The 25,578-nt window shown below is 73.9% G+C and carries 24 protein-coding genes and 6 pseudogenes; 19 read left to right on the top strand and 11 right to left on the bottom strand.

From position 1 onward, the window contains the following. The first annotated feature begins 343 nt into the window (after positions 1-343). From IE271_RS06410 to IE271_RS43850, 6 genes and pseudogenes are all read left to right on the top strand, one after another. Positions 344-859, top strand: a complete 516-nt coding sequence (locus tag IE271_RS06410; RefSeq protein WP_190189192.1) for a hypothetical protein — start codon at positions 344-346, stop codon at positions 857-859. An 81-nt stretch (positions 860-940) separates the two neighbouring features. Further along, positions 941-1,783 carry a DUF4097 family beta strand repeat-containing protein gene (locus IE271_RS06415; protein ID WP_190189193.1) on the top strand — a complete coding sequence of 281 codons (843 nt, stop codon included), beginning with the start codon at positions 941-943 and terminating at the stop codon, positions 1,781-1,783. Positions 1,784-1,862: 79 nt separating this feature from the next. Beyond that, the gene (locus tag IE271_RS06420; protein WP_190189194.1) at positions 1,863-2,852 is read left to right on the top strand and encodes an ATP-binding cassette domain-containing protein; all 990 of its coding nucleotides are present in this window, start codon (positions 1,863-1,865) and stop codon (positions 2,850-2,852) included. Next, positions 2,849-3,640, top strand: coding sequence for an ABC transporter permease (locus IE271_RS06425; protein WP_190189195.1), 792 nt, complete (start codon positions 2,849-2,851; stop codon positions 3,638-3,640). The genes IE271_RS06420 and IE271_RS06425 overlap by 4 nt, the downstream gene beginning before the upstream one ends. Next, a pseudogene (locus tag IE271_RS06430) lies at positions 3,574-3,837 on the top strand (hypothetical protein); the annotation flags it as partial. The gene IE271_RS06425 and the pseudogene IE271_RS06430, both read left to right, overlap by 67 nt. Before the next feature lie 116 nt (positions 3,838-3,953). Beyond that, positions 3,954-4,070 (top strand): annotated as a pseudogene (locus IE271_RS43850) (hypothetical protein); the annotation flags it as partial. Positions 4,071-4,325: 255 nt separating this feature from the next. On the opposite strand, the gene IE271_RS06440 reads toward IE271_RS43850, so the two are convergent. Beyond that, entirely contained in the window at positions 4,326-5,162 is an 837-nt protein-coding gene (locus IE271_RS06440) for an aldo/keto reductase (RefSeq protein WP_190189330.1), read from the bottom strand. 122 nt (positions 5,163-5,284) lie between these two features. Continuing rightward, on the bottom strand, positions 5,285-6,499 hold the full coding sequence (locus tag IE271_RS06445; RefSeq protein WP_190189196.1) for an MFS transporter: 1,215 nt from the start codon (positions 6,497-6,499) through the stop codon (positions 5,285-5,287). A gap of 149 nt (positions 6,500-6,648) precedes the next feature. Between IE271_RS06445 and IE271_RS06450 the strand changes: the two are divergent. Continuing rightward, positions 6,649-6,882 (top strand): annotated as a pseudogene (locus IE271_RS06450) (MarR family transcriptional regulator); the annotation flags it as partial. Between the two features lie 154 nt (positions 6,883-7,036). On the opposite strand, the gene IE271_RS43855 reads toward IE271_RS06450, so the two are convergent. The 3 genes from IE271_RS43855 to IE271_RS06460 all read right to left on the bottom strand — a co-directional run bounded on the left by IE271_RS43855 (position 7,037) and on the right by IE271_RS06460 (position 8,918). Next, complete coding sequence (locus IE271_RS43855) at positions 7,037-7,273, bottom strand: protein kinase domain-containing protein (protein WP_373308723.1); 237 nt, start codon at positions 7,271-7,273, stop codon at positions 7,037-7,039. Next, positions 7,225-7,560 (bottom strand): protein kinase family protein, encoded by a 336-nt coding sequence (locus IE271_RS43860; RefSeq protein ID WP_373308724.1) that lies wholly within the window; start codon positions 7,558-7,560, stop codon positions 7,225-7,227. The genes IE271_RS43855 and IE271_RS43860 overlap by 49 nt, the downstream gene beginning before the upstream one ends. Before the next feature lie 701 nt (positions 7,561-8,261). After that, complete coding sequence (locus IE271_RS06460) at positions 8,262-8,918, bottom strand: hypothetical protein (protein WP_190189197.1); 657 nt, start codon at positions 8,916-8,918, stop codon at positions 8,262-8,264. Between the two features lie 1,083 nt (positions 8,919-10,001). Here IE271_RS06460 and manD point away from each other — a divergent pair. Then, entirely contained in the window at positions 10,002-11,216 is a 1,215-nt protein-coding gene (gene manD / locus IE271_RS06465) for a D-mannonate dehydratase ManD (protein ID WP_190189198.1), read from the top strand. 419 nt (positions 11,217-11,635) lie between these two features. Here manD and IE271_RS06470 read toward each other — a convergent pair whose 3' ends face one another. After that, entirely contained in the window at positions 11,636-11,998 is a 363-nt protein-coding gene (locus IE271_RS06470; protein ID WP_351278008.1) for an STAS domain-containing protein, read from the bottom strand. Positions 11,999-12,233: 235 nt separating this feature from the next. Beyond that, positions 12,234-12,707, bottom strand: coding sequence for an ATP-binding protein (locus IE271_RS06475; RefSeq protein ID WP_190189200.1), 474 nt, complete (start codon positions 12,705-12,707; stop codon positions 12,234-12,236). A 614-nt stretch (positions 12,708-13,321) separates the two neighbouring features. Between IE271_RS06475 and IE271_RS06480 the strand changes: the two genes are divergently transcribed. From IE271_RS06480 to IE271_RS06515, 8 genes and pseudogenes are all read left to right on the top strand, one after another. Next, on the top strand, positions 13,322-13,687 hold the full coding sequence (locus IE271_RS06480) for an STAS domain-containing protein (RefSeq protein ID WP_190189201.1): 366 nt from the start codon (positions 13,322-13,324) through the stop codon (positions 13,685-13,687). A gap of 392 nt (positions 13,688-14,079) precedes the next feature. Continuing rightward, positions 14,080-14,292: pseudogene (locus tag IE271_RS41715) on the top strand (enolase C-terminal domain-like protein); the annotation flags it as partial. Between the two features lie 157 nt (positions 14,293-14,449). After that, a complete protein-coding gene (locus IE271_RS06490; protein WP_190189202.1) occupies positions 14,450-15,199 on the top strand; it encodes an SDR family NAD(P)-dependent oxidoreductase in 750 nt (249 codons plus the stop codon). Continuing rightward, on the top strand, positions 15,196-16,224 hold the full coding sequence (locus IE271_RS06495; protein ID WP_190189331.1) for an aldo/keto reductase: 1,029 nt from the start codon (positions 15,196-15,198) through the stop codon (positions 16,222-16,224). The genes IE271_RS06490 and IE271_RS06495 overlap by 4 nt, the downstream gene beginning before the upstream one ends. Beyond that, positions 16,221-16,533 (top strand): annotated as a pseudogene (locus tag IE271_RS06500) (L-rhamnose mutarotase). Before IE271_RS06495 ends, IE271_RS06500 begins: the two are co-directional and overlap by 4 nt. Positions 16,534-16,540: 7 nt before the next feature. Next, a pseudogene (locus IE271_RS06505) lies at positions 16,541-16,918 on the top strand (amidohydrolase family protein); the annotation flags it as partial. A gap of 11 nt (positions 16,919-16,929) precedes the next feature. Then, positions 16,930-17,580, top strand: a complete 651-nt coding sequence (locus IE271_RS06510; protein WP_190189204.1) for a ThuA domain-containing protein — start codon at positions 16,930-16,932, stop codon at positions 17,578-17,580. Between the two features lie 219 nt (positions 17,581-17,799). Continuing rightward, positions 17,800-18,330: a GNAT family N-acetyltransferase gene (locus tag IE271_RS06515; RefSeq protein WP_190189205.1), complete on the top strand. Its 531-nt coding sequence runs from the start codon at positions 17,800-17,802 to the stop codon at positions 18,328-18,330. A 266-nt stretch (positions 18,331-18,596) separates the two neighbouring features. Here IE271_RS06515 and IE271_RS06520 read toward each other — a convergent pair whose 3' ends face one another. Continuing rightward, a complete protein-coding gene (locus IE271_RS06520; RefSeq protein WP_190189206.1) occupies positions 18,597-19,412 on the bottom strand; it encodes an inositol monophosphatase family protein in 816 nt (271 codons plus the stop codon). A gap of 148 nt (positions 19,413-19,560) precedes the next feature. Between IE271_RS06520 and IE271_RS06525 the strand changes: the two genes are divergently transcribed. Further along, positions 19,561-20,478, top strand: a complete 918-nt coding sequence (locus IE271_RS06525; protein WP_190189207.1) for a LysR family transcriptional regulator — start codon at positions 19,561-19,563, stop codon at positions 20,476-20,478. A 67-nt stretch (positions 20,479-20,545) separates the two neighbouring features. Here the strand turns inward: IE271_RS06525 and IE271_RS06530 are convergent, their stop codons facing one another. Further along, positions 20,546-21,427: an NAD(P)-dependent oxidoreductase gene (locus tag IE271_RS06530; protein WP_190189208.1), complete on the bottom strand. Its 882-nt coding sequence runs from the start codon at positions 21,425-21,427 to the stop codon at positions 20,546-20,548. 97 nt (positions 21,428-21,524) lie between these two features. Here IE271_RS06530 and IE271_RS06535 point away from each other — a divergent pair, with 97 nt between their 5' ends. Continuing rightward, positions 21,525-21,890 (top strand): winged helix-turn-helix transcriptional regulator, encoded by a 366-nt coding sequence (locus tag IE271_RS06535; protein ID WP_190189209.1) that lies wholly within the window; start codon positions 21,525-21,527, stop codon positions 21,888-21,890. A 209-nt stretch (positions 21,891-22,099) separates the two neighbouring features. Here IE271_RS06535 and IE271_RS06540 read toward each other — a convergent pair whose 3' ends face one another. Continuing rightward, positions 22,100-22,774: a DUF2238 domain-containing protein gene (locus IE271_RS06540; protein WP_190189332.1), complete on the bottom strand. Its 675-nt coding sequence runs from the start codon at positions 22,772-22,774 to the stop codon at positions 22,100-22,102. 175 nt (positions 22,775-22,949) lie between these two features. Continuing rightward, complete coding sequence (locus IE271_RS06545; protein ID WP_190189210.1) at positions 22,950-23,966, bottom strand: amidohydrolase family protein; 1,017 nt, start codon at positions 23,964-23,966, stop codon at positions 22,950-22,952. Positions 23,967-24,162: 196 nt separating this feature from the next. Here IE271_RS06545 and IE271_RS06550 point away from each other — a divergent pair, with 196 nt between their 5' ends. Continuing rightward, complete coding sequence (locus tag IE271_RS06550) at positions 24,163-25,548, top strand: erythromycin esterase family protein (RefSeq protein WP_229919163.1); 1,386 nt, start codon at positions 24,163-24,165, stop codon at positions 25,546-25,548. Positions 25,549-25,578 lie beyond the last annotated feature (30 nt).

The raw sequence follows: 25,578 nt of genomic DNA on the forward strand, positions 1-25,578 counted from the left end.
GCGGGTCCGGCACACCACTGTCGGACGTCCGAGGACGAACGGGCGAACGGGCCCGCCGCCTGAGGCCATCGCGGAGAGCACCCCGGAACGGGGACCGACTGCCGGGGTCCGGACTCGGTGTTGGGGTCGTATGGGATGGCGTCACGTGGTGCCAGGTGGTGCCACATGGCACCACCTGACGCCATCCCGGCTGCTCGCCTGTGCATAGACCTACGTGATGGCACGACGGGCCAGGCCGTCACGTGTGCGTTTTCGCAGGTCAATATGGGTAACGGTGAGTGCGGTCCGTGTGTGGTGCCATAGGGGCTTGCGGGTAGCGCCAGAGTGGTGCCATGATGGCGTCATGGATCTCACCCCGTATGTCGACACCCTCCGCCGCGAACTCGCGGTCGCCGCCGAGGCCGGCGGCGACGAAGCCCGCGAGCTGGCCGAGCGGCTCACCGCTCCTCTGGAGTCGGCGGCCCGGCTGACCATGCTCCACGTGCTGTCCGCCGCGATGGACGAGATCACCCGCGAGCTCGCCCCCGGCTCGGTCGACGTACGGCTGCGCGGGCTGGACCCCGACTTCGTGGTGACGCTGCCGCCCGCCGACGGCGGCACCCCCGCGGAGCCGGCCGTGCCCGTCGTCGAACCGCTCGCGGCCCCGGCCGAGGGCGAGGAGGGCGGCACCGCCCGCGTGAACCTGCGCCTGCCGGCCCACCTCAAGACGCGCGCCGAGGAGGCCGCGGGCCGCGAGGGCCTGTCGGTCAACGCGTGGCTCGTACGGGCGGTGTCGGCCGCGGTCGACGGCGGCGCCCGGCCGCATACGACGCAGAGGACCCGCACCGTCGGACAGAGCTTCACAGGCTGGGTGCGCTGACCGCACCCCGCCCGCATCACTCCACCCACACCACGTCCCAGCAGCGGGGACGCCCTGAAGAGCCAAGAGGACGGGACAGCCATGCCTTCTTTCGACACTCCCGAACCGATCTCCGTCACCGCGCACGTGGACGCCGGTTCCCTCCGGTTCGCCGCCGGCGACCGGCCCGACACCCTCGTCGAGGTGCGCCCCCGCGACCCCGGGAAGGAGCTGGACGTGCGGGCGGCCGAACAGACCGAGGTCGCCTGCGCGGGCGGCGTCCTGACCGTCAGGACGCCCAAGCCCGGTCTGTTCGGCCGTACCGGCACCGTCGACGTGACGGTCGACCTGCCCACGGGCTCGCGCGTCGACATGACCGGCGCCTGGGCCCAGGTGCTCGGCGAGGGCCGGCTCGGCGAGGTCCGCGTGAAGACCTCCTCGGGCGACGTCCGCCTCGAGGCGACCGGTCCGCTGACGCTGACCGCCTCCCACGGCTCGATCACCGTCGACCGGGTCGAGGGCACGGCCGAGATCACCACCAGCTCCGGCAGCCTGCGCGTGGGGCTCGTCGACGGCGCGGCCGTACTGAAGAACTCGCACGGCACCACGACCGTCGGTGCCGCCACCGGCGAGCTGCGGGTGAGCGGCGCCAACGGTGACATCGACATCGCGCGCGCCGAGGGCTCGGTCACCGCCACCACGGCCCACGGCACCCTGCGCGTGGGCGAGGTCGCCCGCGGCACCGTCCAGCTGGAGACCTCCTACGGCGCCATCGAGGTCGGCATCCGCCGGAACACCGCCGCCTGGCTCGACGTCCGCTCCGGCTCCGGCCAGGTGCGCAACACGCTCACCGCCTCCGAGAGCCCGCAGGAGAGCGAGGACACCGTCGAGGTCCGCGCCCGCACCCGGCACGGCAACATCGACATCCGCCGCGCCCGGGCCTGAACACCGGCCCTCCGCCGACCCGTCCGTTTCCCACTCGCCCCGGCTCCCACTCGCCCCATCCTTCGAACGGGAGGGCTCCATGCCTTCATCTGTCATGCTCACACCCAGAACGGGTGACGGCCGTCCGTCGCCGGCCGCCGTCTCCGCCGTCGGACTGCGCAAGTCCTACGGTGACAAGCTCGTCCTCGACGGTATCGATCTGCGTATCCCGGCCGGGTCCGTGTTCGCGCTGCTCGGTCCGAACGGCGCCGGCAAGACCACCGCCGTGAAGATCCTGTCCACGCTCGTCGCCGCCGACGGCGGGCAGGCCCAGGTCGCGGGCCACGACGTCGCCACCTCGCCGGACGGGGTGCGTGCCGCGATCGGTGTGACGGGGCAGTTCTCCGCCGTCGACGGGTTGATCACCGGTGAGGAGAACATGCTCCTGATGGCGGACCTGCACCACCTGTCCCGGCGCGAGGGCCGGCGGGTCGCCGCCGGGCTGCTGGAGCGCTTCGACCTCACGGAGGCGGCGAGGAAACCCGCCTCCACCTACTCCGGCGGCATGAAGCGCCGCCTGGACATCGCCATGACCCTCGTCGGCAGTCCGCGGATCATCTTCCTCGACGAGCCGACCACCGGCCTGGACCCGCGCTCCCGGCACACCATGTGGCAGATCATCCGCGATCTGGTCACGGGCGGGGTGACGGTGTTCCTCACCACCCAGTACCTGGAGGAGGCCGACGAACTCGCCGACCGCATCGCGGTCCTGAACGACGGCAGGATCGCGGCCGAGGGCAGCGCCGAGGAGCTCAAGCGGATCGTCCCCGGCGGGCACGTACGGCTGCGCTTCACCGACCCGGCCGCCTACCGGTCCGCCGCCGGCGCGCTGGACGGGGCGGCCCGGGACGACGGGGCGCTGGCGCTGCAGATCCCCTCGGGCGGCAGCCAACGCGAGCTGCGCACCCTCCTCGACCGGCTGGACGCGGCCGGCGTCGAGGCGGACGAGCTGACCGTGCACACCCCCGACCTCGACGACGTGTTCTTCGCCCTCACCGGCCCCGACCAGCCCGAGGAGGCTGTCCGATGAGTTCCCTGTCCCTGGCCGTGCGCGACTCGTCCACGATGCTGCGGCGCAACCTGCTGCACGTCCGGCGCTATCCGTCCCTGACGCTGAATCTGCTGCTCTCGCCGGTCGTGCTGTTGCTGCTGTTCGTCTACATCTTCGGCGACGTGATGAGCGCCGGCATCGGGGGCGGCGGGGCGGACCGTTCCGAGTACCTCGCGTACCTCGTGCCGGGCATCCTGCTGCTGACCATCGGCTCCACCACGATCGGCACCGCGGTGTCCGTCGCGATGGACATGACCGAGGGCATCATCGCCCGCTTCCGCACGATGGCGATCCACCGCGGCTCGGTGCTCGTCGGGCACGTCGTCGGCAGCGTGCTGCAGTGTGTGACGAGCGTGGTCCTCGTCGGGGCCGTCGCCGTGGCCATCGGCTTCCGCTCCACCGACGCCACCGCCCTGGAGTGGGTCCTGGCGTTCGGACTGCTGGTGCTCGTCTCCCTGGCGCTCACCTGGATCGCGGTCGGGTTGGGGCTGTCCGGCCCGAACGCGGAGGCGGCCAGCAACAACGCGCTGCCCCTGATGGTCCTGCCGCTCCTGTCCAGCGCCTTCGTGCCGGTCGACGCGATGCCGGGCTGGTTCCGGCCGGTCGCCGAGTACCAGCCGTTCACCCCGGCCATCGAGACACTGCGCGGGCTGCTGCTCGGTACCGGGATCGGCCACAACGGGTGGCTGGCCGTGGCCTGGTGCCTGGGGCTGGCCGTGCTCGGTCACCTCTGGTCCAGGTCGCTGTTCGGCCGCGACCCGAAGTAGCGGGAGGAGCGTCGGCCCGCACCTCGAGAGCCGCTTCCTGCGCGCGCGGCGCCCGGCTCGCTCCCCAGCAGGCGGGGCTGCTCCCGCAGCCGGGCATCCGCCGCGTCCCGGGGCTGCGCCGCGAGGAGGTCGCGCGGCTCGCCGGCGTCGGCGACGACTACTACGTCCGCCTGGAGCGCGGCCGCGACCTCGACGTCTCCGACGGCGTGCTGGACGCCATCGCCGGAGCCCTGCGGCTCGATCCGGCCGAACGCGCCCCCGCCCTGGCCGGGCTCGTCGACGACCTGTCCGTCCACCGCGACTTCCGTCGCTGGTGGGCGCACCACGACGTCACCCCCGCGCCCACGGCGCCATCCGCTTCCACCACCCCCTCGTGGGCGACTTCGCCCTCGGGCACGAGTCCTTCGGCCTCGCCGCCGAGACCGACCTCCGGCTCTACGTGCTCACCGCGGAACCCGGCGGCCCCGGCCGGCGGGCACTCGATCTCCTCGCCGTCCGGGCCGCTCCGCCCCCCGCCCCCGGTCCGGGCACCGTTCCCGAACGGCCCCGTGACCGGGTGCGGCGCGGCGGGACCGGCGTGGTGCGGGGCCGACGGGGGCGCCGCGGTGCCGCGGCACCCCTGCGGGGCGGTGGACCACCGCCCCGCAGGGGTGCCGTTCGAGAAGGGGCAGAGGGATCGGAGGGATCAGTCGAGGGTGTCGGGGTCGGGGCCGGTGCGCAGGCCGCGGTCGAGCGCGGCGACGGCGGCCATCTCGTCGTCGGTGAGGGCGAAGTCGAAGACGTCGATGTTCTGCGCGATGCGGGCCGGGGTGACGGACTTGGGGATCACGATATTGCCGAGCTGGAGGTGCCAGCGCAGGACGACCTGAGCGGGGGACTTGCCGTGGCGCTCCGCGACGGCGGTGATCGCGTCGTCGCCGAGGACGGCGCCCTGGGCGAGCGGGCTCCATGCCTCGGTGGCGATGCCGAGCTCGGCGTGCAGGGCGCGCAGCTCGTTCTGCTGGAGGCCGGGGTGCAGCTCGATCTGGTTCACGGCCGGGACGAGCGAGGCGCCGTCCAGCAGCCGGCGCAGGTGGGCGGGCTGGAAGTTGGAGACGCCGGCGGTGCGTACCAGGCCGTCGGCCACCAGCTTCTCGATCGCCTTCCACGTCTCCCGGTACAGGTCGCGGGCCGGGGCGGGCCAGTGGATCAGGTACAGGTCGACGTACTCCAGGCCCAGCGCGGCCAGGCTGGCGTCGAAGGCCTTCAGGGTGGCGTCGTAGCCCTGGTCGGCGTTCCACAGCTTGGTGGTGACGAAGAGCTCGTCGCGCCGGATGCCGGAGGCGGCGAGCGCCTTGCCGACGCCGGCCTCGTTGCCGTAGACCGCGGCGGTGTCGACGGAGCGGTAGCCGGCCTCGAGCGCGGAGGCCACCGCGGCGGTGGTCTCGGCGTCGGGGACCTGGAAGACACCGAAGCCGAGCTGGGGGATCCGGGTGCCGTTGTTGAGCGTGACGGTGGGGACCGTGGGGACCGGGGTGGTCATGGGGAGATCTTCCTCGCTGTGCGTACGGGGGTGGGGGAACCGGGCGGGCAGGCGCCCTCGGCGCGGTCCGCGTGCCCGGGGCATGCGGGGCCGTCGTCCCGGCCGGCGGAAGGGCCGGGAGGTCAGTGGCCCAGGGGTACGGCCGCCTGGTCGGTCCGGGAGGCCGCCACGACCCTGCCGGACGCCCGGGAACGGGTGCGGCGGTCGAGGAGGGCGGCCAGGAGGGACAGCAGCAGCGCGGCGCCGGAGAGCAGGGCGCCCACCCAGTTGGGCGAGGTGTAGCCGAGACCGGCGGCGATGACGACGCCGCCGAGCCAGGCGGCGAGGGCGTTGCCGAGGTTGAAGGCGCCGATGTTGGCGGCGGAGGCCAGGGTGGGAGCGGCCGCGGCCTGGTCGAGCACCCGCTTCTGCAGCGGGGGCACGGTCGCGAAGCCCAGGGCGCCGATCAGCGTCAGGGTGATCGCGGCGAGGACCTTGTGGTGGGCGGTCGCGGTGAACAGCAGCAGGACCAGGGACAGGGCGCCCAGCGAGGCGAACAGCATCGGCATCAGGGCGCGGTCGGCGAACCGGCCGCCGAGGAGGTTGCCCACGAACATGCCGATCCCGAACAGCACCAGCAGCCAGGTGACGGCGGCCTCCGTGTAGCCGGCCACCTCGGTCATCATCGGCGTGATGTAGGTGATCGCGGCGAACACACCGCCGTAGCCGAGCACGGTCATCGCCATCGCGAGCCAGACCTGCACGTTGCGGAAGGCGGCGAACTCGGGGCGCACGCCCTCCGTCTCCGGCCGCCCGGTCTCGGGGACGAGCCCGGCCACGCCGAGCAGGCCGACGACACCGAGGGCCGCGACGACGGCGAAGGTGACCCGCCAGCCGGCGGCCTGGCCGATGTAGGTGCCGCCCGGGACGCCGACGATGTTGGCGACGGTCAGGCCCATGAACATCAGCGAGATGGCCGAGGCCTTCCTCTCGGGGGCCACCAGGTCGGCGGCGACGACGGAGCCGATCCCGAAGAACGCGCCGTGCGCGAGGGAGGCGACGATCCGCCCGGTCAGCATGAGACCGAAGCCCGGCGCGAACGCGGACAGCGCGTTGCCCACGATGAACAGGCCCATCAGGAACATGAGCATCTTCTTGCGGGACACCCGGGTGCCGAGCACGGTCAGCAGCGGAGCGCCGATCACCACGCCGAGGGCGTAGCCGGACACCAGCCAGCCGGCGGTCGGGACGGTCACGCCGAAGTCGTTCGCGACCTGGGGCAGCACACCCATGATCACGAACTCGGTGGTGCCGATTCCGAAGGCCCCGATGGCCAGGGCCAGGAGCGCGAGAGGCATGGACGTACCTTCCAAGTGATTGCTTGAGGCGCTTACGGGCGGCGACAATAGTTGCATACGCTGGATATTGGCAAGCGCTGGCTACGCCGGTACGTGTTTGCCATTGTGTGCAAGCATTGGCGGTGAGGCCCGCCTCCGAAGGAGCCCCTGTGACAGCCACCGCCCCCGCAGTCACCGCCCTCGCGCAGGGCTGGTGCGCGCTCCCCCTGCTCCACGACGGGATCGAGAGCCGTGCCGGGCGGGCCCTGCAGGCCGGACACGGCCTGAGCGCACGTGAGTACTCACTGCTCGACGTGCTCGGCCGCCGGCACGACGGGGAGGGCGGGCACCTCCGGATGCGCCAGGTCGCCGACGCCGTCGTGCTCAGCCGGAGCGCGACCACCTCCGGCGCACCGGCGCCGAACGGCGGACGGCCGGTGGCGGCGTGGGCGACGAGCGCGCCCCGGGCGAACATGTCGCCTTCGGGTCCGGCCGTGCCGGTGCGGTAGTACTCGGGGCTGATCCAGCCGGGAGTGCCCGTCATGACACCGGTACGGGTCACACCGGTGCCGTCGGCGGCGCGGGCGATTCGAAGTCCAGCACGCGTGGTCCGGCGGGGGTGAGGACGACGTTCTGCGGCTTCACGTCACGGTGGACCACACCTGCCTCGTGGATGACGGCCAGCGCCTGGGCGGTGCCGGTGGCGAAGGCGTACAGGGTGCCTCCGGCGAGCGGGCCGTGGGCGGTCAGGTGCCGGCCGAGGTGGGGCCGGCGGCGTAGGCGGTGGCCAGCCACGGCACGGCGGCCCCGGGGTCGGCGGCCAGAAGCGGTACGAGGCACGGGCCCTGCACCCGGGCGGAGAGCCGCACCTCGCGACGGAACCGCGCCCGGAACTCCGGGTCCTCGGCCTGCGCCGGATGGATCACCTTGACCGCGACCCGGAGCCCGTCGGCGGCGGGACCGGCGTGGACGGTGCCCATGCCGCCGGAGCCGAGGCGGCCGATGATCCGGTACGGGCCGACACGGGAAGGGGCACCGGGACGGGCGGGCCGGACCCGCCCAGTGGAGTCGACAGTGCTCACAGACAGTCCGCTCCTTGGCGGGACATGGCAGGTGGAACGATCGAGGGCCGGACGCCGGCCGCAGCCTGCGCGCCCGCCCCGGCCGGGCCGATGGGCGGCCCGGCCGTCAACGGGACTCCCCGAACTTCACCGCTTCGAAGGAGACGGGCCGGCCGCCGGGCTCGGTGCCCGCAGCCGGCTGCCGCAGCGGCGTCCGCCCCGAGGGCGGTCGCTGACGCGGGCACTGGTTCGGCTGGTTCATGCATGTGCCCGGCGGCGGTCCTGCGCACCGGGTGGAGAGGGGAGGGCGAGAGGTGAAGCGGCGCGCTGCGGGGTTCCGGGGTGGGGGAGAGGACCGTCAGCGGAGTGCCCGTGGATGGTTCCGGGGAGCGTTCATGTGATTCCGTCAGTCACCTGTCCTGTGACGGACCGAGGATGTCTGCTGACCGACCGAACGGTCCGCGCAGTCGGTTTCCGTACCGGCGCACGGGCCACGGTCTTCGAACGGCCCGGGGCCGCCCGGGCCCGACGGCAGGTCGTGCACCCATCTGCACCCACCTGCGCACGTCCGCGTCCACCTGCGGCCGACGAAGCACAGGGGCACGCCCGCGGACGGCGGTGGTGCTCCCTGCCGTCCGCATTCCCACGGCGTGGTCGAGCGGACCGGTCGACCACCGGTGCGCTGAGGGGTCCTGCGCGAACTGCTCCGCCCCGTCGGCTGTCTACGCCTCGGGCCTGCTGTAGAAGACCGAGCGGCCCTGCCGCGTGCGCTGAGCCTGGCTCCTGGCGACGAGCCCTTCGAGCGTGGTGCGCACGACGGTGGCCTTGATGCCGCGGTCGGGGAGCGCCTGGGCGAGTGCCGTGGTGATCTCGGCCGCGGAGCGCGGTTCGTTCTGCTCGGCCAGGTGACGGCGGGTGAGTTCGACCAGGGTCGGCCGGGAGGACGCGGGCGCCTCGGCGTTCGGGGCCTTCTCGGCGGCGGTCCCGGTCCTCCCGGCGGGCCTGCCGTTCCCGGCCGTGGTCTTCCCGGCCGGCTCGCCGTTCCCGGTGGTGGTCTTCTCGACGGGTTCGCCGTTCCCGGCGGCGGGCTTCTCCTCCTGCGCGTCCTTGCCGCGCCCGGACGGGGCGGGAGCCTCCTTGCGGGACGTGGGGACGGTGGCACCGCCGGAGGAGCCGGGTGCGGCGGGTGCGGCGGCGACGAGTGCCCGCTGCACGTTCACCAGGACCGAACGCTCGTGCCGCAGTGCGGTCAGCCGTTCCTGCAACGCGGCGATCTCGGCGGTGACACGCTCCTGTTCCTCGGCGTTGTTCCCCAGGTCGGCGTCCACCTGCGCGCGGTACTGGCCCGTCAGGTCGGTTGTTTCCGTGTTCACAGACATGGTGTGTTCATCTTTCTATGGCTGTCGGCCGTGGACGGGACCGCGTTCGGCCGACGCCTCCGCAGGAGGCAGTGGCCGGAGTGCCATCGGTTGTGCGACGGCGGACGTACGACCGTCGGTGGGTGTCCCGGTGTAGGGATAGTACGGATGAGTGGAGTCTGTTGCTTCACTCGAGTGGTGGCTGCGCCCATGTCTTGCCGGCGCGGGCGGGCAGTGATGCGAGTGAGCGCAGTCATGGCGTATGACCTGAACCGACTACGGACACGACGGCCGCTGACGGCGTCATGCCGCTGACACACCGCCCCGTCTCCCGGCGGCGGGGTGAACAGGGCGGCGGGTGACGTGGTCGACGAGGTGCGGGGCGACCCGGCCCTCCACGACGCCGTCGCGGTGGCCGGTGGGAACACGGTGCCGCGGCTCATGCCGTCGCCGACCAGCAGGGTGATGTCCGAGCCGACGCCCCGCCCGCACTCCGGACCGCCGATCGGGCGGCAGGCTGTCCCGTACCCCGGCCCAGGCGTCCGGCCTGCGGAAACCTGTGGATCGTAAGGGGTGTTGTACGAGGGTTTCCCTTTGTTACGGTCGCCCCGGCTCAACAGGTCCTGCCAGGCGGACCGCATGGCCCGAGAGGTGTGCACGTCCGGACGGGAAGGCGAGGGGTGACGGTGTCCACAAGCAGCCGGCTTCCGGGCCGGAGCCCTTCCGGCCGGCCGTCGTGGGAGCGGCAACCGCGGGAGCGACCGTCACGGACGGCACCAGGGCGCTCGGCGCGTGTGCCGTCCGCCAGTGGGGGAGGCTGCCGGGTCTCCCCCCGAGGTGACGGAGCGCCCGGTGTTCCACCGCCGTAGCCGTCCCGGCGCCGGCCCCGGCGGGGTTCCCCACGTCCTCGGCGCGCTCATGCCGGTGGCGTCGGAGGCGGCCGGCCCGGCGGACCCATGGCAGCCGTCCCTCTGATCACCCCGGCCGTCGTCCCCGCCGCGCCCCCGGGGCCGAAGTGCCCCGTCGCCGGACCGGCCTGCGGCGTCACCAAGGGCTGACCACAGCGCCCCGTCCCCGACACCTACCGTGGAAGAGCACACACGCATGAAGATCGTCGACGCCAAGGTCGTCGTCACCAGCCCCGGCCGCAACTTCGTCACGCTCAAGGTGACCACCGACGAGGGCCTGACGGGCCTGGGGGACGCCACGCTCAACGGCCGGGAGCTCGCCGCGGCCAGCTATCTGTCGGACCACATCGTTCCGCTGCTGATCGGCCTGGACCCGCACCGCATCGAGGACACCTGGCAGTACCTCTACCGCGGCGCGTACTGGCGGCGCGGGCCGGTCACCATGGCCGCGATCGCCGCCGTCGACGTGGCCCTGTGGGACATCAAGGCGCAGACCGCCGGCCTTCCCCTCTACCAGCTCCTCGGCGGCGCCAGCCGCCGGCGCGTGGGCACGTACGGGCACGCCGACGGCCGCGACATACCCGAACTCCTCGACTCGGTGCGCGCCCGCCTCGCCGAGGGCTACCCGGCCGTCCGCATCCAGTCCGGAATCCCCGGGCTCAAGGCCGTCTACGGCGTCCACACCACCGGGGCCGACGGCTCGGCCGTCCTCCACCAGCAGGCCCGCCCCCTGGTGGAGGACTGGGACACCGACGCCTACCTGCGTCACATACCGGCGGTCTTCGAGGCCGTACGTTCCGAGTTCGGCCCCGACCTGCCCCTCCTGCACGACGCCCACCACCGGCTCACCCCCGTCCAGGCCGCCCGCCTCGGCAAGGACCTGGAGCCCTACCGGCCCTTCTGGCTCGAGGACTGCACGCCCGCGGAGAACCAGGAGGCCCTGCGCCTGGTACGGCGGCACACCACCACACCCCTGGCCGTCGGCGAGGTGTTCAACACCCTCCACGACTACCAGGGCCTCATCACCGAGCAGCTGATCGACTACGTCCGGTCCGCCGTCACGCACTTCGGCGGCGTCACCCCTCTGCGCAAGCTCCTCGACTTCGCCGCGCAGTACCAGATCAAGAGCGCCGTCCACGGTCCCGAGGACATCTCGCCCGTCGGCATGGCCGCGGCCGTCCACCTCGACCTGGCCGTCCACAACTTCGGCATCCAGGAGTACTCCGGCCACACCGCCCTCACCCACGAGGTCTTCCCCCACGCCTACACCTTCACCGACGGTCACCTCCACCCCGGCGAGGCACCCGGACTCGGCGTCCGGCTCGACGAGGACCTCGCCGCGGCCCACCCCTACGAGCCGGCCTACCTCCCCGTCAACCGCCTCCACGACGGCACCGTCCACGACTGGTAGGCCCGGACGGGTCCGCGCGGCAGCACTCCGCGCCACGCGGGGTCCCCTGACACGAGGAAGGGCGGGAAGGGCCGGCCGCCGGCCGAGCCCGAGCCCGGTTCCGGTCAGGGGGGCCGCTCCCGCGCCGTACGGCTCTCCGCGGCGGGCCGGTGTTCCTCGTGCCGTGCGCAGGAACTGTGGGCGTGGGCAGGAGCCCCTGCGCACGGCGTGGGAACCGGGTCGCCGGTGCCGTCACCCGACCCCGTGCCGGAGCATCCCGCCGCGGGCGGCCGCCGTCCATTACCCGTACGGGCGATGTCGCCCGGTGGTCCCCGCCACCGTGTCCGGCGGTCCTCGCCCGCCGTGTCCGGCGTCCGGCACCCGGCGAAGGCGCCGCCTACGGCCGCGTCACCGTTGTGACACCGTGCGGCGGGCCTGGCTCAGTCTCCGTGCGGGGGAGGTCCTTCCCCGTCGCGCAGAGGGAGCCGGGTGCCGAGTCCGGCTATGGCGATCATGGTGCGTACGACGGTGCTCGGCTCGGTGATGCCGACGGCGACACCGGTCATGGTCAGGGCGTTGCACAGGCCGAGAAGCGTGAACAGGCCGCCGCGGTCGCAGTAGGCGATGTCGGACAGGTCCAGCAGTACCCGGCGGCGGCCGTCCCGGTACGGGGCCAGCTGTATGAACTCGTCGATCAGGAGCCGGACGGTGTCGCTGTCCAGTTCGCCGGCCACGTACACCACCACGGCGTGTCGGTCCCGGACCTGATGCGTGATCAGGCGAGGTTTCGCGTCCTCTTCCATCCTTCCGGCCGTCCGTCAGGGACGGGCCGTGACCGCGCCCGTCGCTGCTGGTCTCTCTTTCAAGCGTGGCAACGAGCCGGTGGGCTGTCAGGACACTGCCGCACTGGTCATGTGATTGATGCGATGTATATGCGCGGCGCATGGGCCGCGCCGCGGACGCGTTTGCCGTTCGCGCACGGGGCCGCGAGGGCCGCGGGCGGGCGGTCGCGGCCCGCACGGGCGGCGGCAGGCGCCGTCAGGGCCGGGGCGCGGCGGCCCTCTCGCCGGGGAGGCCGGTGAGCGCGACCGCGGCGGTGGTGCGCTTGCCGACGGGCTCGCGGTGCACGGTGAAGCTCTGGGCGACCGCCGTGACGATCTCCAGGCCGTGCCGGCCCACCCGGTACGGATCGGCGGGATGGGCCACCGGCAGTCCCAGCGCGCGGTCCCGCACCGTGATCTCGACACGGTCGCCGCGCAGTTCCAGGTCGAGCAGGCACGGTCCGGGCGCGTGTTTGCAGGCGTTCGTCAGCAGCTCGCTGACCACCAGCCGCACCGTGTCCACCGCCGTGCCGCAGACGGGCAGGCCGTACTCGGTCCGCGCGCGGGTGAGGAAGGCACGGGCCAGATCACGCGCCTGGGCGATGTCGTCCGGGTTGCCCGCGTACGCGGCGGAGACTGTGATCGGCTCGTCGTCCGTCTGCCGGTCGTTGCTGTGGACGGCCTTGTCCATCCGACTCGCCCTCTTTCCGAGCTGGGAGCGGTTACGCCCGGGCGTCTGCCCTCAAAGCCGGGGCTCACCGGGAAATCATCCACGCAATCAAGACAATTGGCCTGGGCCGACTCCCCGCGGAGGGCGCGGCCGCCCCGGAAGTTACGGCAAGCAGCCGAACGCCGGCCCGCCGGGACGGCGCCGGAGCATCGACGGCCGAGGCCGGACCGTCTGCCGCCCCTCCGCCCGGGGACGTACGGAGGCCCGTCAAGTCCCGTCGGCGCCCGCCCGCCCGGCCGAGCGCGCGATCGTGAACCCGCCGCGACGGCACCCGTACCCGTGCTGCGGCGGCACCCGTACCCGTGGCAGGACGGTCCGCGAGCCCGCGACCGTCGGGTGCCGGCACCGGCCGCCCTTCCGGGCCACGACGGGCCCGGCACGCAGGACGGCTCCCCACCGATGAGCCGCACGGTGCATATGTGCACGGCCATGCTTGACACGCCCGTACGCGACGCGTGAGGGTGGCGCGGACGCCTGCGGTGTCGGTACCGGATGCTGTGACAGCACCGGGAGACTGTCGAGACGGAGCTTTGGCCCACGCTGTGACTGACGAGCATCGTGCATGCGAGGAGACCGTGACCCACACCGACGGAGCAGCACGGCCCGATCGGCTGTCGATCACCACGGACACCGTCGACGACGTCCGGGTCGTCGCCGCGCGCGGCGAGATCGACTACAGCAACCGCGACCGGTTCGCCCAGGCGCTGCTCCCGCCCGGCACCACCGCACCGCCGCGGACCGTGCTCGACCTCACCGGTGTGACCTTCATGGACTCCACCGGCCTCAACGCCCTCATCGCCGCCCACCTCGCCGCCACGCGGACGGAGGGCTGGCTGCGCCTGGTCTGCCCCCAGGGGCCGGTGCTGCGCGTCATCCAGCTCGTCGGTGTCGACGCCGCCGTCGGCTGCCACCCCACCCTCCACCACGCCCTGCGCGCCTGATCCGGCCCGGAGGCGGCCGTGCCCGCACCGGTTCCGCCTGCGGCACGTCCGCCGGGGGACTCGTGACGACGTCCGCAACGCCGCCCACGGTCCCGCCTCCGGTGCCACCCGCCGGCGACGGCCGAGGGGAGTCGCACTCCGCCGGGCGTCCCCGAGGGCGGTGGGGGTGGTGTGCCGTTCCCGGGGGCCGTGCCGGTGGTGTGCGTTCCTGCTCGCCCGGTCGTCCGCGACACGCGCGGTCGGGACGCTCGGTCCTCGGCGCGGTCCAGCGGGTCGCCGGCCGGGCCGACGGCCGGCCACTGCTCCACGGCCGCGATGCGGACGGCCGCGGCGGAGGCGGCCGGCGCGGCGTCGCGCGACCGCGGCGAGCCGAGGATCTGCTCGTGGTCCCGGTGGGCGTCGTCCAGATCGACGCGGCCCGGGTCGGCGGGGTCGACGAGAACCTCGCGATCCTGCTGCTCGCCGCGGAGTTCGGGGTGCCGGTCCGTCCGCACGCCGGCGGCGTGGGCCTGTGCGAGCTGGTGCAGCACCTGTCGATGTTCGACTTCCTGGCGCTGTCCGGCACGACCGAGGACCGCGCCGTCGAGTTCGTCGACCACCTCCACGAGCACTTCACCGACCCGGTGGCGGTGCGCGACGGCCACTGCACGGCCCCGCTCGCCCCGGCTCCTCCGCCACCATGCGCGCGGAGTCCCTTACCGGGTACCGCTACCCGGACGGCTCGTTCCGGGCCGCCGACCTGGCACGAACGGAGGAGACAGCATGACCGGGCTCTCGGGCCTCAGAGCCGTCGTCACCGGCGGCGCGTCCGGCATCGGGCCGACCACCGCCCGCGCGCCGGCCGCGCAAGGGGCGCGGGTGGCCGTGCTCGACCTCGCCCCGGACGGTGTGACCGACCCGCTCCTCGGGCTCAGGGCGGACGTGAGCGACGACGCCTCCGTCCGCACCGCCGTGGCCGCGGAACTCGGCGGCATCGACATCCTCGTCGACAACGCGGGCATCGGCGCCGCGGGCACCGCCGAGGACAACCCGGACGAGCAGTGGCACCGCGTCCTGGACGTCGACGTCCTCGGCGTCGTCCGCACCACCCGCGCCGCCCTGCCCCCTCTGCGCCGGTCCGCGCACGCGTCGATCGTCGACACCTGCTCCGTCGCGGCCACCGCCGGACTTCCGCAGCGCGCCCTGTACTCCGCCGGCAAGGGCGCCGTGCGGGCCCTCACCCTGGCCATGGCCGCCGACCACGTCCGCGAGGGCGTCCGCGTCAACTGCGTCGACCCCGGCACCGCCGACACACCGTGGGTGGTCCGGCTGCTGGACGCCGCGGACGACCCCGAGGCCGAACGCGCCGCCCTGAACGCCCGTCGGCCCATGGGCCGCCTGGTCACGGCCGACGAGGTGGCGGCCGCCGTCGTCCACCTGGCCGGTCCGGCCGCCGCGTCCGTCACCGGCACCGCGCTCGCGGTGGACGGCGGCATGCAGGGCCCGCGGCTGCGCCCGGAACCCCGGTCATGAGGGCGGCCACGCTGGGCGGCACCGGCGTCGAGGTCTCCCGCCTGGCACTGGGCTGCGCCGCCCTCGGCAACCTCTACCGTCCGGTCACCGACGAGGAGGCCCGCGCCACGGTGGACGCCGCCTGGGACGCCGGCGTCCGCACCTTCGACACCGCGCCCCACTACGGCCTCGGCCTGTCCGAGCGGCGCCTCGGCGCCGCCCTGCGCGAGCGCCCCCGCGACGCCTACACCCTGTCCACCAAGGTGGGCCGGCTCCTCGTCCCGCATCCCGGGGGCGCCGCCGGCGACGACCTCGCGCACGGCTTCGCCGTCCCGGCCGACCACCGCCGGGTCTGGGACTTCAGCGCCGGCGGGGTGCGCCGGTCCCTGGAGGCCAGCCTGGACCGCCTCGGCCTCGACCGGGTCGACGTGGCCCTGATCCACGACCCGGACGACCACGCCGGGCAGGCGCTGCGCGAGGCCTACCCGGCGCTGGAGCGGCTGCGCGACGAAGGCGTGGTCCGCGCGATCGGCATCGGCATGAACCGGTCCGCGCTGCCCACCCGCTTCCTGCGCGAGACCGATATCGACCTGGTGCTCCTGGCCGGCCGCTACACCCTCCTGGAGCAGGACGGGCTCGCCGAGCTGCTCCCCGAGGCGGCCGCCCGCGGCCGGAGCGTCGTCATCGGCGGCGTCTTCAACTCCGGGCTGCTCACCGCCCCGCGCCCCGGCGCCACCTACGACTACGCACCCGCCCCGCAGCCGGTGCTCGACCGGGCGCGGCGCCTCGCGGAGATCACCGGACGCCACGGAGTGCCGCTGCGGGCCGCCGCGCTGCGCTTCCCGTTCGGGCACCCCGCGGTCGCGAGCGTCCTGGCCGGCGCGCGTTCGGCGCGGGAGGTGGACGACGCGGTGGAACAGCTGCGGCGCCCGGTCCCGGACGCCCTCTGGGAGGAGCTGCGCGCCGAGGGCCTGCTGCCCGCGGACGCCCCCGTACCCGTGTCCGGTCCGGCCGGAGAACCCCTGCCGTCGAAGGAGCCGTCATGAGGGGCGCCCTGCACACCAGGGTCCGCGCGCACCCGCGTCGAGGAGTACGAGGCCGCGCACCGGGAGGTGACCGGGGAGCCGACCGCCGCCATCCGCGCCGCCGGGGTGGGCCGGTGGACGATCCGGCGCAGCGGCACCGACCTGTTCCACCTGCTGGAGGCCGAGGACTACCGGGCCGTGCTCGCCGCCCTGGAGGACCTGCCGGCCGACGTCGCCCGGCAGGCGCGGATGGCGGACCCGCTCGACGTCGTCCACGACCGCTCCGCGCAGGGCGCGGACGCCTCGCTGCCGGTGGTGGGGGACCTGTGACCGGGGCGCGGAGCGGGTCCGGGGCCTCGCCGCCCTCCCGAACACCGTGTGCAAGCTGTCCGGCATGGTCACCGGGGCCGACTGGGACTCCTGGTCGGTCGACGACCTGCGGCCGTACGCCGACACCGTGCTCGACGCCTTCGGCCCCGAACGGCTGATGTCCGGCTCCGACCGGCCCGTCTGCCGGCTCGCCGCCACGTACGCCGACGTCCTCGCCGCCGCCCGCGAGCTGACGGCCGGTCCCGGCCCCGCCGAACGCGAGGACGTCTTCACCGGCACGGCCGCACGGACCTACGGCCTCCCCACCGTCCCACCGCCCGCGTCGCCCCGGCACCGCAGAGTGAAGGAGTCCACGCCGTCGAGACCACCGGGACCGCTGGGGTAGGGTCCGACACCATGCCCTTCCGAGTCCTCGTGTACACGCGTACCACCGGCTACCGCCACGACTCCCTGCCCGACGCGGTGGCCGCCTTCCGCACGCTCGGGGACTTCGACGTCGTGCACACCGAGGACCCCGCCGCCCTGGAGACCGGACTGGACCGGTACGCGGCGGTCGTGTTCCTCTCCACCAGCGGTGACGTCCTCACCCCCGCCGGGCGGGACCACCTCGCACGCTACGTCGGGTCGGGAGGCGGGTTCGTCGGTGTGCACGCGGCCGCCTGCACCGAGTACGGCTGGCCGTACTACGGCGACCTCCTCGGAGCGCGCTTCACCCGGCACCCCGAGTACCAGCCGGGAAGAGTGCTGATCGAGGACTCCCGGCACCCCGCCACCCGGCACCTTCCCACGGTGTGGGAGGTCGAGGACGAGTGGTACGACTTCGAGGCCAGCCCCCGCGGCGCCGTGCACGTCCTCGCCGTCGCCGACGAGTCGTCGTACACCGGCGGCGGAATGGGCGACGACCACCCGATCGCCTGGTGCCGCGAACACGGTGGGGGCCGGGTCTTCTACACCGCCCTGGGACACGCCTCCGCCGCCTACGCGGACCCCGGCTTCCGCTCCCACCTGCTGGGCGGCGTCCTCTGGGCGGCCGACCGCCCCGACTGAGCACGGCCCGCGGGTCCGGAGGAACCGCGAGCAGGTCCCCGGACACGGCCTTTGCCGAGCCGTTCTCCGGCCGCGTGGCGCACCGCACCCGTGCCGCGCTCCGGGGCCGCCGGTCCGGGCCGGCCCGGCTCGTCGGGAACGGGCGGGATCGCCGACGGCATCACATGGTGTTCCACGGCTTCGCGCACGCTTCCGCCGCGAACCGCCTACGCTTCCTGCGTGAACGACACCACGTACGGTCTGCGCATCAGACCGGGCGGCCCGGCCGACGCACCCGCCGTTCTGGCCATGCTCGACTCGGCGGTGGCCTGGATGAACGACCGCGGCAACACCGAGCAGTGGGGGACGACACCGTACTCGCACAGGCCCGGCGGCGTGGCGCGGGTCGAGCGGTACATGACCGAGAACGCTCCGTACCTCGCGGAGCTGGACGGAGCGCCGGTCGGGGCCCTGGTGCTGGACTCCGGCCCCAGTCCGCAGATGCCGATCGCGCCGGCCGGGGAACCCGAGCGGTACGTCCGGCTGCTGGTCTCCGACCGTCGGTACGCCGGTCGGGGCATCGGGGCGGCGCTGCTGGCCCGTGCCGCCGAGGAGACCCGGCGGGCCGGTGTGCAGCTGCTGCGGGTCGACTGCTGGGCGGGCGGCGGAGGCGGACTGGTCGCGTTCTACGAGCGCAACGGTTTCACCCCCACCGATCGTTTCCTGTCCGGGGCGTGGCCGGGGCAGGTGCTGGCCCGACGGGTCGGCTAGGAGCGCACGGCGGGGGCGGGAGGCGCGGCGGGGAGCTGTCGCCCCGGGGTGGCGTCGATGACGACGTCGGTGGCGGCGGCCGTGGCGCGCCGGATCGCCGGACTGCCTCCGTCCCGACGGCCGTGCCTTCTTCGGGCGGCTGCCGGTGGCCGAGGGCGACCTCGTGGCCGGCGGCGGGTGTGCGGGCGAGACCGGTTCCGGCGCGGCCGGCGGCGAGGACGCCGATGCCGCTCACAAGGGTGTGCTCTCTGCGGGGTGACGGGTCGTCAGGCGATGGGGGACAGGACCGCGACGGCCGCGGCGTGGATGCCGGGGGCGGCGGCCAGGAAGTCGGGGCTGGTCAGGCTCCAGGGGGTGCCGTGGGTGTCGGTGACGGCGCCTTTGGCCTCGGCAACCAGCAGGGCGCCGGCCACCAGGCCCGAGCGCACGTCGGAGAACTGCCAGAAGGCGTCCGTGCGGCCCGCGGCGACATGGATCAGCTGCAGGGTGGCGGGCACGGAGACGCGGACGACGAGGCCGTGGACGAGCATCTGCGTGACGGACGCGCCGATCCGGCGGAAGGTGTGCTCGTCCTCGCCGGGCCGGGCCTGGCCCGTGCCGGTCAGGGCCGCGCCCAGGTCGGTCTTGGCCGACACACGCAGCGGCACACCGTTGAGGTGGGCGCCGCCCCCGGCCACCGCGGTGTAGTCGTCGCCGGTCAGCGGGAGGTGGACGACCGCGAGGACGGGGTGGCCGTCGCGGACGAGGGCGGCGGTCACGGCCCAGTCCGACATGCCGTGAACATGGTTGATGTTGCCCTCGACCGGGTCGACGACCCACCACTCGCCGGGCGGGAGCGCACCGCCGGCGAGTTCGTCGTCGGCCCACCGCGAGCCCGGGCGGGCCGCCAGCAGCGGCTCCTTCAGGACGTCGAGCACCGCGTCGTCGTTGGCGTGGGCCTCCGCGACGATCTCGTCGGTGCTGGTGCCGCGGGCGTGCGGGGTGCGGCGCTCGCGCAGTACGTCGCCGGCGGTGCGGACGGCGGCGGTGACCTGGGCGAGCAGAGCGGTGTCGGGGGTGGTGCCGGTGGCGGTGCCGGACATGGGGGCTCCTGCGGAATCGCGGCCGGGCACGGCGGTGCCGGCGGAGGGGTCGGGAGGTGTGCGGCGCGTCCCGCGCCGTCCGTACGCGACCGCAGGGATCCCGGTGATTAACAGCAAGTGCATGCTTGTAAGCCTTAGCATTACCCTCATGCAATTGGATTTGAATCTGCTCACCGCGCTGGACGCACTCCTGGAAGAGGGCAGCGTGGCCGGTGCCGCCGCCCGCCTCCATGTCACGGCCCCGGCGATGAGCCGCACCCTCGGGCGCATCCGCCACGCCACCGGCGACCAGATCCTGGTCCGCACCGGCCGGACGATGGTTCCCACCCCCTACGCCCTGGAGGTCCGCGCGCAGGTCCACGACCTCGTCCAGCAGGCCCACCGACTCCTGAGCCGGGACAGGGAACTGGACCTGACCACCCTGGACCGGACCTTCACCATCCGCTGGCACGACGCGCTGACCTCGGCCTGCGGCCCCGCCCTGCTCACCGCCGTCCACCACCGGGCCCCCGGCGTACGCCTGCGCCTGCTGGCCGAGACGAACTCCGACACCCCGGAGCTGCGGCGCGGCGAGGTCGACCTGGAGTCGAGCTCCGCGGCACCCTCGGCACCCGGCCTGCGCCACGAACTCATCGGCGAGAGCCGCCTCGTCGCCGCCGTCCGCCCCGGCCATCCGCTGACCGAGGGGCCACTGACCCCCGAGCGCTACGCCGCCGCCGAACACGTCACCGTCTCCCGGCGCGGACGTCTGCGCGACCCCGTCGACGACGCCCTCGCCTCCCTCGGACTCGAACGCCTGGTCATCGCCGCGGCGCCGAGCACGGCGACAGCCCTCCAACTCGTCCTCGACACCGACCTGGTGGTCACCGTCCCCCACGCCGTCACGGGCCCCGCCCTGCGCACCCTCGGCCTGCGGGTGCTGCCCCTGCCCTTCGCGATGCCACTGGTCCCCCTGCACCTGGTCTGGCACCAACGGCACGACAACGACCGCGCCCACGCCTGGCTGCGCGCCCAGGCCGGCTCCGCCGTACGGGAGATGATCGCCGAGGCGGACACGGCATCGTAGGCGCACGCCGAGGGGACGCCGGACGGCGTGGCCCCACCGGCGGGCGACCGGCGTGGTCGCGCGGTGGTCAGCGGCGCAGCAGGTCGACCACGCCCGTCAGGTCCTCGTCCTCGCCGCCCTCGGCCAGGCGGCGGCGCATGAGGGCGAAGTACGGGGCGATCAGCTGCGGGTCGACACCTTGCTGTTCGGCGGTCCGCAGGAAGGTGGGAACGCCGGCCACCTGCATGGCGAGCCGGGAGACCACGCCCTTCGTGTAGTCGCCGCCGCTCAGCTGTGCGGCGGTCAGGTGGACCGAGGGAGCCATCGCCACGAGCCAGTCGGCGAGCAGCGGCGCGAACACCGTGGGGTCGATGTCCTCCTCGCGGATCAGGGCGAAGGCGTGCGCGGCCCCGGCGAACATCCCGTACATGGCGCTGAGCAGGGCCACGTCGTGCAGGGCCGCGAACCCCGTGTCCTCGCCCACGTAGGTGGTGCCGGCCGGCACGCCGAGCGTGTGCCGGTGCTCCTCGAACACCGCGCGCGGGCCGCTGTAGAAGACGTAGCCGCCGGCCTGCGGGCGGCCGATCATCGGGGGGACGGCCATGATGCCGCCGTCCAGATAGCGGGCGCCGCGCCCCTCGGCCCACGCGGCGCGTGCGCGGGCCTCGGCGGGGGTGCAGGTGGTGAGGTTGACCAGGTCCTTGCCGGTCAGGTCGGCGCCCGCCAGCGCCTGGTCGAGGGAGGCGTCGTCCAGCAGGCAGAGGACGACCAGGCCGTTCGCCGCGACCGCGTCGGCCGCGCTGTCGGCGACGCGCGCACCCGCGTCGGCGAGAGCGGCGGCGCGGGCCGGTGTGCGGTTCCAGACGGTGAGGGGATGGCCGGCGGCCAGCCAGGCACGGGCCAGCGCGGTGCCCATCGCACCGAGGCCGAGCAGCGTGAGGGACGTCTTCTTCACAACGGTGTGTGTCATGCTGTCCAGGCTGGTCCCGGGGTCGGAGGTGATCAAGTACGCACTTCCGGGTGGGCGCTCACCCCGGAGTGAGTGAACAGGTCAGAGGAGTGGGGGCATGGCGACGCTGAACCGGCCGGGCGGACCGGAGGGACACGTCTGCGGTATCGACGCCGCGATGGAGGTGATCGGCGGCAAGTGGAAGGTGCTGATCCTGTGGGCGCTCCATGAGCACCCCCGCCGCCGCTTCGGGGAGCTGCGCCGCCTGCTGCCGGGGATCACCGAGAAGGTGCTCGCCTCCCACCTGCGCGAGATGGAGGCGGACGGCGTCGTGCACCGCGACTCCTACGACGAGGTGCCGCCCCGTGTGGAGTACTCGCTGACGAAGGACGGCGTCCGCCTCAACGAGGCCCTCGAGCCGCTGGCCGCCTGGGGACGGGAGTGGTCCGCCGACCGGCCGGCGCCGGAGGAGGAGGGTCGCTGATCCCCCTCGTGTCATCCGGGAGTTCGGTGGGGCGACGGGGCACGAGGGCATGCGGACCGGCCGTGCCGTCGTCCTGGGACTCCGGTCCGCTCCGTGCGACGCCCTCGCACGGCGGCGCGCGCCGTGTGCTGAGGTGATCCCTCCTCGGCTGCGACCGAGGAGCGACCCGCCCTGTGCGGACGGCCGGAGCGGCGGCCGGCCGGCGGGCCTCAGGCGGCGTCTGCTCCCGCGGGACCGTCGCCGCGGCGCGACGCGGTGACGGGCAGCGACGCCAACTGCCGGTCGTGCAGCCGTCCCAGCAGGAGCACGGACACGGTGGCGCCGATCAGCGCGCAGAACATGTCCCACTGGGTGTCCCACACGTCGCCCTGGGTGGCGAGGAAGGCGTCCGCCGCCTGGCCGCCGATCACGGCCGCCGCCCACTCGAACATCTCGAACACGGCGCTGAAGGCCAGGCAGGCGCAGACCGTCAGCGGCGCCAGCCAGCGGCTGCCGCGCAGCGGGGAGGTACGGCTGAGCAGCTCGCGCACCAGGACGGCCGGGACGAAGCCCTGCATGAGGTGTCCGAAGCGGTCGTACGGATTGCGGTCGAGTCCGAACGCGTCCCGTACCCAGTCGCCGATCGGCACCTGCGCGTAGGTGTAGTGCCCGCCCAGCGCCAGGACGAGCGCGTGCACGGCGAGCAGCACGCACAGCAGCCCGGTGAGCGGGAAGCGCCGCCGGGCCAGCACGGCCGCCGGCAGTCCGACGAGCACCCACACGGTCTCCAGCAGCCAGGTGGTGGGGTCGTGGGGGCGCCAGGCCGACAGGGCCAGGCCCACGACCACTACGGCGGCGCACAGGGCGGGGAGCGTACGGCGCGGTGCGGGGGGTGCGGCGGACAGGCCGGCAGCGGACACGGTGTGCTCCTCGGTGAAGGACGCCGGACAGGGCGCGGGCGTCGCGGGAGCACCCATCGTCGGCCCGGCCGCCGGACCACGGCATGAGTACCGCTACTCAGCTCCCCGTGCGTTTCCGCCCCTCGCCGTACTGATCCGCGTGGCGGGCGCGAGCGGGTCCTCACAGTCCGAACAGTTCCGCCGCGTTGTCGTGGCACACCGACCGCAGCCAGTCCCCTCCCAGGTCCAGCCGTTCCAGGGCGTGCAGCTGGTGGAGGTAGGGGTAGGGGATGTTGGGGAAGTCGGAGCCCAGCAGGACGCGGTCGCCGAGGTCCGCCAGCCGGGGCAGGGACCGGCGGGGGAACGGCATGAGCTCCTCGGTGAAGTCGGTGAACACCATCGTCGTGTCCAGCCGTACCTCCTCGTACCGCTCGGCCAGGCCGAGGAACTGCTCGTACTCGGGCATCCCCAGGTGTGCGACGACCAGCCGCAGCCGGGGGTGCCGTGCCAGCACCCGCGCGATCGGCCCGGGACCGGTGTGCCTGCCGGGGGCCGGCCCGGAGCCGCAGTGGACGACCACGGGGGTCCCGGCCTCGGCCAGCAACCCCCATACGGGATCCAGGAGTTCGTCGGCCGGGTCGTACGCCCCCACCTGGACATGCGCCTTGAAGACGCGCGCGCCCTCCTCGACGGCCCGGCGGACGTACGCCTCGACGCCCGGCTCGGGGTAGAGGGTGGCGGTGTGCAGGCAGTCGGGGGTGCGGCGGGCGAAGTCGGCCGCCCAGCCGTTCAGCCACCGGGCCATGCCCGGCTTGTGGGGGTAGAGCATCGCGGTGAAGGCCCGTACGCCGAACGCGCGGAGCAGGGCCGTCCGTTCCGCCTCCTCCGTCCGGTAGGTGATCGGCCAGTTCAGCCCGCCGGTCAGCGGCCCGAGCGCGTCGAAGTAGCCCCAGACCTTGCGCAGGACGCGCTCGGGCATGAAGTGCGTGTGGACGTCGACCAGTCCGGGGAGACCGAGCCGGCGCCAGAAGCCGCGGACCGCGTCCGCCTCCTCGCCCGGGGGCGTACCGCCCACGGTCCCCCGCGCATCCGCGGCCGCGCCCGGGAGTGGTGCGCCGGCGCCGTGCGGGCGGTCGGGAGCGGGGACGCGGCCGGTGGGCGCGGCGGTGGCGCCGGGTGCCGTGAGGTCATCGTTCATGGCGCCCACGATCAGCCCTGGCGGGACGCGGGGTCCACCTCCCCGCACCGGGGACCCGTGAGGAATGCATCACCCCGCCCCAGTGGTACGGGACCGGCCTTCGGCGGTGGTGCCTGCGGTACTCCGAGGTGGGCAGCGCAGGGGTTGGTGGCACCCTCCGCGCGCAGGGGAATCTGTGGCCATGACACAACGACGCATGGCAGTGATCGTCCCTTCGGTCCTCCTCTCCCTCGGTGCCCTGGCGGTCGCCGCTCCGGCAGCGGGGGACGAGGCGAAGCAGTCCGCGGCCGGCGTTCCGGCCCCGGAGGCCGCGGACTCCGCGCAGCGCGAGCGGCGTGTGGTCGACGCCGTCGAACGCAGTGCCCGCACACTGAGGAGCACCGACCCCGAAGGCAGCCTGAAGGACCTCGGCGCGCTGGGCCGCATGGTCGGGGACGCCCGGGTGGTGGGGCTCGGCGAGGCCACCCACGGGTCGCGGGACTTCTTCCGCATGAAGCACAAGGTGTTCCGCTACCTGGTCGAGGAGAAGGGCTTCCGCACCTTCTCCCTGGAACTCCCCTGGAGCAGCGGCCTGCGGATCGACGCGTACGTGCTGCGCGGCGAGGGGAACCTGGAGGACATCGCGCGCGAGGAGTTCCAGGGCTCGTACCGGATCTGGAACAACCAGGACTACCGCGACCTCATCGAGTGGATGCGCGACCACAACCGCCGGCACCCGGACGACCCCGTGCGCTTCATGGGCGACGACATGGGGTACGCCGGGCCGGAGCTGTACGACCGGGTGACCGACTACGTGGCCCGCGCCCACCCGCGCCTGCGGGCGCGGGTCGCCGAGCTCTACCGTGGCCTGGCGCCCACCACCGACGCCGACGCCTACAGCCGCCGGTACCTGGAGCTGCCGCAGGCCGAGCGCGCGGACCGGGCGGAGCGGACCCGGAAGGTGCTCGAACTGCTCCGGAGGCAGCCACCGGGTTCCGGTGCCGCGCGGCAGGAGCACGCGTGGGCGGTGCAGCACGCCAGGGCCGTCCACCAGCTGGCCCAGGGCTTCTCCTACGACGTCACCGACGAGGACCAGGTCGTGCGGATGATGAGGTACCGCGATCAGGTGATGGCCGAGAACGTGGCCTGGTGGCACCGGCGGACCGGCGACCGGATCCTGCTGTCGGCGCACAACACGCACGTGTCGTACGACGCCTTCGACGCGCGGTACCCCAGGACCCAGGGCGCCTTCCTCCGCGACACGCTGGGCGAGGACTACGTCAGCGTCGGCTCCAGTTTCCACCAGGGCGCCTTCAAGGCGTTCGGCACCGATGACAACGTGATGCGCACCTACCGTGTGGACGCCGCGCGGCCGGGCTCCAACGAGCACACCCTGGACAAGGTCCGCCGGCGCGACTACGTCCTGGACATGCGCACCGCCCCCGCCGCCGCGCGCGCCTGGCTGGACGAACCGCGCGTCACCCGGAACATCGGCGCCGGCTGGCCCGACCCCATGACGTACGAGATCGCCCTGGGCGAGGCGCACGACATCCTCGTCCACCTCCACGACGTCGAAGCCACCGACTACCTCGGCACCCCCTGACTCCCGGACGCGGCCGGCGCGGACACCACT

Source organism: Streptomyces minutiscleroticus, assembly GCF_014650875.1.
In the GTDB taxonomy this organism is placed as follows: Bacteria; Actinomycetota; Actinomycetes; order Streptomycetales; family Streptomycetaceae; genus Streptomyces; species Streptomyces minutiscleroticus.